This window comes from Acetobacter lambici (genome assembly GCF_011516885.1).
In the GTDB taxonomy this organism is placed as follows: domain Bacteria; phylum Pseudomonadota; class Alphaproteobacteria; order Acetobacterales; family Acetobacteraceae; genus Acetobacter; species Acetobacter lambici.
Genome location: NZ_WOTD01000020.1, coordinates 39,315 through 45,849 on the forward strand (window position 1 = coordinate 39,315; position 6,535 = coordinate 45,849).

Genomic DNA, 6,535 nt, shown 5'->3' on the forward strand with positions numbered 1-6,535 from the left:
TCAGGGCGGAGGCCCACCGTGAGCATATGGCATACAGACAGACCCGAACCAGCGGGAGCGCAACATGCGCAGGCCCTGTGTGTGCCTGTGGAACGTTTGGCAGGCATTGTTCGCCAGCATGGGCTTGCGTTGGGGTTGTCCCGGCAGAACCGGCTTGTCTGGTTGCTGGCCTTTGCACTGGCTATTGCCGCACACGTGGCCATGACCGTGTGGTTGATGATGAGTGTTGCCCCCCAGACAGGCACGCAGCAGCCCGCTGCGGTCTCCATGCTGTTTGAGGCCCCCAAAGCGCCATTGCCCGAGGCAGCACAGGCCCAGGCAGACCAGACACCGATCAAACCTCCAATTCAGCCAGTTCTCCCCATGAAGGATATGCCGGATATGGATGCGCAATCGCTGACGCAGGACGAAGGTGTGGTTCTTCCACCCTCTGTGCGGCCAGAGGTTGACCATCTGCCTCCTGTGTCCGCCATGCCCAAAAAGCTGGTTAAGGCTCCCCCCGCCATGCAGCATGACAAGGGAGCGCATATGAAAGAGGAACCCCAGACCGACGCTGCCCATACGGTGGGAGAGGGCGCAACAGCCCACCCCCATGCAAAAACAGATAGGTCGGCAACGGGCGCTCAGGCCGCCGCACCAGCCAGTGCCGCTGCTGCTGGGCAAAAAGGGGGTTTCCAGCTATCCTGCTCGGCACCCGAATCACACTACCCCGTATCGGCCCGTCACCTGCATGAGGAAGGCGAGGCCGTGGCCGAGGTCAGCATTAACGGCAAAGGGCAGGTGATTGCGGCAAGGCTGGTCAAAAGTACAGGGTATGACGATCTGGATGATCAGGCGCTGCAAACTGTAAAAAACCTTCATTGCACACCCCCTGAGTCCGCTGTGGTAACGGGCCGTATACCCGTTGGCTTTCATATCCAGTAATTACGCTTGTGTCGGGGAACATTTTACAGTAGGAGACTGTCCATCGCCTCTTGTCCCGTTCGTCTAGAGGCCTAGGACACTGCCCTTTCACGGCGGCAACACGGGTTCGAATCCCGTACGGGACACCATTTACCTATAAGGCATTGATTTTTCAGCAAAAATCCAATCTGTCTTCCCTCACTGTGTAACCTGTCTGTGTTACATAAGGGACGCCAGTTTTGCCTACACCCTACATGGTTCGACGACACCATACCTGGTATCTCAGGCTTCGGGTTCCTGCTGATCTGACACCCTTTGCTGGTCAGCATATTGTTCGTTCCCTCAAAACCAGTGATAGAACAGTTGCAAGGGCAAAAGCTCTCGGACTTGCTTCAGCGTTCAATGGTATCTGGATGGAACTCAGACAAAGACTGGCAGAAAAGCTTCAAGCCTATTTCAACAGGGAAATCCCTGTTGAAGAGATGAAAGCCTTTGTGCTTGAGCACGCTTCAGAAATCGAAGCCATGCCGGATAACGTCAAAAAACACTTCTCCGACTGGCTCAACGTTGTCATGCAACGCAAGACACAGGAAGCGCAGGATGTCCGCGAAAGTGCTGACATGACAGCAACCCTTGCAGATATGTGGAAACAGGCCAAACAACAGGGAATGCTGGAAGGGATGGAAAAAGCCATTTCCCTTGGTGGACTGGCAACACAGGCTCCTCCTGCTCCCTCTATCCTCCCTACTCCATCAGCAAGCACAGAATGCTCTGAACCATGGACAAACCTGATTGAACGTTTCCATGACGATAATCCGGGACAGACAGAAAAAACACGTGTCAGCTACCGCATTACCTTCACACAGTTTCAGGAAATTGTTGGCAATAAAGCCCTGAACCTCCTGACCAAACAGGACATTAAAGCCTATGCGGACTGGCTGAAAAACAAGCCTTCCTTACGTGGGGGAACATTGGGTCATGGCACGATTGTCAGACATCTTGGGGAAGTAAAATTTTTTCTGAAATGGTGCGTCCAATCAGGTCTGATTGAGGATAAAGGCTTTGCAGATGTCAAAGCCAGAGCCAAGACCCAGAAAGAAAAACTGACCAGACAGGAAGAAGTTCGCAGGGCTTTCACCAATGACGAACTGAAACAGATTTTCAACAGCCCTCTGTTTTCTGGCTACCATAGCGAACATTTTAAAAGCAGACCGGGCTACCAGAAAAAACGTCTGACTGATTTCTGGTTTATCTGTGTTCTTGCCCTGACGGGTGCCAGAATTGGGGAAATCTCTGACGTTCCTGCCAAACTCTATGACCTGGAAGGGATTTCCTGCCTTGATTTACGCCAGACAGGAACAAAAACAGGAAACAGCCCCCGTCTGATTCCAATCCTGCCAGAACTGCGAAAAATTGGCTTTCTTCACTATGTCCAGAAACAGGCCCAGGCTGGTCTGGGATTAATGCAGTCACGCAGAGGGGAGGTTATCAAGCCTGAATCATGGTCAAAGCGTATCAACCGTTATCTTGAAGATATTGGACTGACAGACAAAAGCCTTGTGGCTTATTCCTTCCGTCATACCTTCAGACAGGCTTTAAGAACCTCTGACCTGAACATGGAAATCATCAATAAAATTTTTGGACATGAAACGGATTCTGTTGGGGCTGGATATGGTTCCAACCTCTCCGGAGGGGAAGCACAGGCTTTTCTGGATAAGGTGAAATACCCCATTTTCCTTGACCATCTGGCAGACAGGAATGGGGTCTTCCTTAAATAGCATCCTGCCTGATGGTTTGATAATCAGACTTGATAGGATAGGCTGGATTATCATCAATCTGTCAAAGAAGGTTTGATCATGTGGACAATTAGAGCCAACGGAAATGGTTTTGTTCTGATTGTGGATGGAGAGGAATATAATTTTCAAGGATATGATGAACTTTTGAATACTATAGAAGCAAACAATATCGAAAATAGAATTGAAATTCTCAATTTTTTTATGGCTTTTTACCCTGAACCTGAATGGGTATGTATCTATATAGAAAAAACAGGAAATGGAATTATTTATGGGTATAGAAACAACAAAAATGGCAACATAAAGTATGTTGCCATAGATAGCTCAGGCTTTAGTACAACATTCCATACTCTTGAAGAGGCAAGATATCACCTTAATCCAGGACTTAAAAACGGGTTTTAACCATATATACCTTTTTTGCGTCTTTCCATTTCTTTTTCTATTTTTTTCGCTCTATCTGGTCTAGTGAAATTAGCAATTAATTTACGTATATCTTCGATGGATGTTAGTCCTTCCTGCAAGGCTTGTACTCTATTTTGTGCAAGCCATGCACCACAAAATCCTCCAAATATTGAACGCCCTTCAACACATTTCATAGAACAATGATAATTAACAATATCATCTGGAAGTTTTGCATTGATAATATCTTCTGGTATTTCTCCAAGCGTGTAGCATTTAAATTTTTGTTTATTTATTGTCATAAAAATTCTCCTTATTAAATATTAAAATTACTTCAATGCCTCAAAAATACTGGTCTGGCGTGTGAACTGGTTATTCTGTTGCATGGCCTGAACACGTCTGACCAATGTGGCTAAAGACACACCAGCAATGGAACACGCATGTCTGTAGCTTTTTCCAGAGGCTAAAAGGTCCAGAGCATGTTGGACTTTAACAGAACTAACTTTGGGTCTGCCTATGGGGCGACCTGATTTTGTCCCATATTTCTGGGCATGGTCTATACCACACCTGATGCGCTCATTAATGGTTTCACGCTCATTTTGAGCAATGACAGACATCAGCAGATAACTGACACGGCTTGACCTGTCTGACGTATCAACCCCTTCTGTCAGACTCCTGACTGTAATCCCTTTTTCGTTAAATTCTTCCAGCAATCGTGCAAGATGGGCTGTTCTTCTCCCAAGCCTGTCCACTTTCCAGACAGTCACAACATCCCCCTTGTGCAACAGATTTAATAATTTGTTTAACTCCGGCCTGTCTTCTGTTGCACCAGATATATTTTCAGTAAAAATTCTTTCTTTTGGAATCCCGCTTTCCAGCAATCGATTGACCTGCATATCAGTGGACTGGTCTCTGGTGCTGACACGTGCGTAACCATAAATTGCCATTAAAATATCCTCCTTAAATTATCGATTAGGTATTAATTTTTAAAATTAATTATGAATACATAGTATTGAATACAATTTAACCCTTATGTTTACAGTGTAAGGGGTTTGTGTTCCTAAAGGCAAGTTTTTGAAACAGTCTATATTTAAGTATTTTTGCCATTACCTAAAATGGACTTCTGAAAGAAAATTTTCCAGTCCCGGCTCTCAGCGCATGGTTTTTGTGGTATAATCCTTTCTATGATGAACCGGCGAATATCCTTCCAGATTATTCCCTGACAGCTTTGTCTGTCTGTTCTTCATCCTTCCTTATTAACTGTTCTGTTTTTCATTCTGACAGGACAGGTGCGTTCAATTTCTGGAGGTAGACTATGACCATACGACCGTCACTCTGCATTTCTTCCCTTCTCAAACAACAGGAACAGGCAGATGACCCAAAGCAATACTCCCGATACACAGACAGACTCTCTTTCTTCCGAAGCGTTTCTTGAAGAACTCCTGGGCATTGTCCCGGATAAGGAAAACCCTGTTGGTGAGGAGCGGTCTGGCTTTACCAGCCTGAAGGTTCTTCCCGAAGACCATAGTTTTCCTGAACATTCTCCCTCAAGACGGACTGACCGTTTTGCCAGCGTCAGAAGGCTGGAAAACCCTGTCAAACTCCATACCCCACGCAAATTTTCCACCCTGAAGGCAAGGGTCATGGAAGCGTGCCCACATGCTCCACAGGCTGTCGAGGTGCTGGCTTCCAGCGATGAGGAATGGGCTGAATGGGGAAAGGTAGTTCCCATGCGTCCCGTGCTTCTGTTTGGGCCTCCGGGGTGTGGCAAGTCCACAGTGGCAAGGCTTTACCATGAAATGGCTGGCTACCCTGTCAAAACCATCAATGTATCCGGCATGACAGATGCCCTGTCCCTGATGGGGGTGCATCAGAGTTTTGGGGAAGCCAAGCCTTCTCTGGTCACGGAATGGATGGCAGGCACGGAACTGGCTAATCCCTGCATCATCCTGGATGAAATCGACAAAGCCCCAAGGGGTGGACAGCATGGGAATGTGCAGGATGTCATGCTTCAGTTCCTTGAAGGGATGGAAGCCGGGTCATTCAATGACGTGTATCTGAACCTGCCAGTCAATGCGGGTTATGTGCGTTGGGTGCTGACAGCCAATGACCTTGCACAGGTGTCAGAACCTCTTCGTTCCAGATGTCGGATTGTGCATGTTGAACAGCCACAGGGTCAGGATGTCATCCTTCTGGCACGTAGGATTATGGCTGAAATTGCGAGGGAACGTGACCTGCTCCCGCAATGGTTCATCCTGAGCCAGGAAGAAGAGGAACTGGTGCAACGCTACTGCACCAAAGACCTGCGTTCCATGCGTCAGTATGTTGAAGTCATTATGAAAGACCAGATGACTCACTGGAAGGTAGCCTGATAGCAGGTGATGGAATGCCACTTTATCCGGGTGGCGTTCCTGCATGGAAAACCCCTAGCTTCTCATCCGAGAAAGAAAGCAAAACCCGCAGATAGTCCGGATTAGTCTTGATGACTTATGAGGTTGCCAAAAAACGTAAGTAGGCAATAAAAAACCACCAGACCGTTTTAGGAGGGGGTCTGATGGTCACATGTCGCTACAACATAAAATTATTATTAAACAACAAAAAGATAATGTCAAGAAAATAATTTAAAAAAGTTCGATTTTCTTGCATATTAGCAAATACATTTATTATTATATATTTAAGGCATCATAATTACATGGTGTTCAATATTAATATTTGGAGGATTTTCATATGAAAACTTTAGTTAAAACATTTAAAAACAAGGTTGGAGCAACCGCTATCGAATATGGTCTGATTGCTGCCTTGATTTCAGTCGTAATTATCAGTTCTGTTCAGAATGTTGGAACAAACGTAAAGGACACATTTGATAAAGTCAATAATTCTTTGGTATCTAACTCTTCTACTACTTCTCCTGCTCCTGCTTCTACTCCTGCTGGTCATTAATCCACAGAATCAATCACAAGACTTTAACGGGGAACCTTTCGGGGTTCCTTTTTTTATGTCTACAATCTGAAAGAATTTTCTCAAATAGTTCGATATAATTGAAGTTATTCATGAATATATATTACAATAAATATGTATATATACAAAGGAGGATTTCAAATATGATTTATTATAAAAAGAAAATACAGCAGGATGTTGGAGCAACTGCTGTTGAATATGGCATACTTTCTGCTCTGATTGCTGTTATTACGATTTTAGAGCCTGAATCAGAAAGGGGTTTGATTGTTTTTTCGCAGAACTCTGCGGATATGGGCAATCATCAACCACGCGTGGGATGACGAGATTGTTGCCTCGACGCGGATTTCTCACACTTGGGGTTATTTCAGGTTATTTTGTAGAATTCAGTCATCCCACAGGAGCCCGATCTGGAATATTGACGATATTCTGCTTCTGGCGGCGGGTTCTGAACGCAGTGAGGGTGTCACGGCCTGAGAAGGCAG

Annotated in this window: 7 protein-coding genes, 1 tRNA gene and 1 pseudogene; 6 read left to right on the forward strand and 3 right to left on the reverse strand. The window is 45.8% G+C overall.

Annotation, left to right across the window (positions count from 1 at the left end; translation table 11 throughout):
• Positions 1 to 18 precede the first annotated feature (18 nt).
• From GOB86_RS16520 to GOB86_RS09985, 4 genes are all read left to right on the forward strand, one after another.
• Entirely contained in the window at positions 19 to 924 is a 906-nt protein-coding gene (locus GOB86_RS16520; protein WP_165992183.1) for a TonB family protein, read from the forward strand.
• 52 nt (positions 925 to 976) lie between these two features.
• Positions 977 to 1,052: transfer RNA gene (locus GOB86_RS09975), tRNA-Glu, on the forward strand.
• A gap of 90 nt (positions 1,053 to 1,142) precedes the next feature.
• Positions 1,143 to 2,681, forward strand: coding sequence for a DUF6538 domain-containing protein (locus GOB86_RS09980; RefSeq protein WP_165992184.1), 1,539 nt, complete (start codon positions 1,143 to 1,145; stop codon positions 2,679 to 2,681).
• A gap of 78 nt (positions 2,682 to 2,759) precedes the next feature.
• Entirely contained in the window at positions 2,760 to 3,098 is a 339-nt protein-coding gene (locus tag GOB86_RS09985) for a hypothetical protein (RefSeq protein ID WP_165992185.1), read from the forward strand.
• On the opposite strand, the gene GOB86_RS09990 is transcribed toward GOB86_RS09985, so the two are convergent.
• Together GOB86_RS09990 and GOB86_RS09995 are read right to left on the reverse strand one after the other, a co-directional pair.
• The gene (locus GOB86_RS09990; RefSeq protein WP_165992186.1) at positions 3,095 to 3,397 is read right to left on the reverse strand and encodes a hypothetical protein; all 303 of its coding nucleotides are present in this window, start codon (positions 3,395 to 3,397) and stop codon (positions 3,095 to 3,097) included. The two genes, GOB86_RS09985 and GOB86_RS09990, sit on opposite strands and share 4 nt — an antisense overlap.
• Before the next feature lie 27 nt (positions 3,398 to 3,424).
• Positions 3,425 to 4,042: a recombinase family protein gene (locus GOB86_RS09995; RefSeq protein ID WP_165992187.1), complete on the reverse strand. Its 618-nt coding sequence runs from the start codon at positions 4,040 to 4,042 to the stop codon at positions 3,425 to 3,427.
• Positions 4,043 to 4,468: 426 nt separating this feature from the next.
• On the opposite strand from GOB86_RS09995, the gene GOB86_RS10000 reads away from it, so the two are divergent.
• Positions 4,469 to 5,467: an ATP-binding protein gene (locus GOB86_RS10000; RefSeq protein ID WP_165992188.1), complete on the forward strand. Its 999-nt coding sequence runs from the start codon at positions 4,469 to 4,471 to the stop codon at positions 5,465 to 5,467.
• 355 nt (positions 5,468 to 5,822) lie between these two features.
• Complete coding sequence (locus tag GOB86_RS10005; protein WP_165992189.1) at positions 5,823 to 6,035, forward strand: Flp family type IVb pilin; 213 nt, start codon at positions 5,823 to 5,825, stop codon at positions 6,033 to 6,035.
• Between the two features lie 266 nt (positions 6,036 to 6,301).
• Here GOB86_RS10005 and GOB86_RS10010 read toward each other — a convergent pair.
• Positions 6,302 to 6,391: pseudogene (locus tag GOB86_RS10010) on the reverse strand (IS5/IS1182 family transposase); the annotation flags it as partial.
• Between the last annotated feature and the right edge of the window lie 144 nt (positions 6,392 to 6,535).